Source organism: Paraburkholderia sp. RL17-381-BIF-C, assembly GCF_046026435.1.
Lineage (GTDB): Bacteria > Pseudomonadota > Gammaproteobacteria > Burkholderiales > Burkholderiaceae > Paraburkholderia.
The window spans coordinates 1-473 of the sequence record NZ_JARESX010000230.1 but is presented as its reverse complement, the minus strand read 5'-3'; the positions used below and the strand labels follow the sequence as shown (position 1 = coordinate 473).

Genomic DNA, 473 nt, shown 5'->3' with positions numbered 1-473 from the left:
CTCAAACTTACCCTTGGCCATTTTCGACTCCTAAGAGGATTTTTCCGTACGTTGCGCCGGGCGCAAACAATCACCGAGTACTTCTGGTGCCCATGGGCAGGATCGAACTGCCGACCTCTCCCTTACCAAGGGAGTGCTCTACCACTGAGCCACATGGGCGCTACTTCTGTGTTGCTGGAGCGGGTGAAGGGAATCGAACCCTCGTCGTAAGCTTGGAAGGCTTCTGCTCTACCATTGAGCTACACCCGCAAGGATCCATGGATTCCCAAACAACTGCTGCAACTTGCATTCTGGTGGAGGAGGTTGGATTCGAACCAACGTAGGCGTAAGCCAACAGATTTACAGTCTGCCCCCTTTAGCCACTCGGGCACCCCTCCGCAGAGAACTGATGATTATGGGGGAACAACCGCTTGTTGTCAAGACTTGCTTGACCGTTCCAAACCCAAGGTTCTCACTTATATAGTGTTTTCAGC

Annotated in this window: 3 tRNA genes; all 3 read right to left on the bottom strand. The window is 52.6% G+C overall.

The window, feature by feature from the left end:
* Nucleotides 1–84: 84 nt before the first annotated feature.
* Nucleotides 85–159: transfer RNA gene (locus P0D70_RS36830), tRNA-Thr, on the bottom strand.
* Nucleotides 160–175: 16 nt separating this feature from the next.
* Nucleotides 176–249: transfer RNA gene (locus tag P0D70_RS36825), tRNA-Gly, on the bottom strand.
* A 42-nt stretch (nt 250–291) separates the two neighbouring features.
* Nucleotides 292–377 (bottom strand) — tRNA-Tyr (locus P0D70_RS36820).
* Between the last annotated feature and the right edge of the window lie 96 nt (nt 378–473).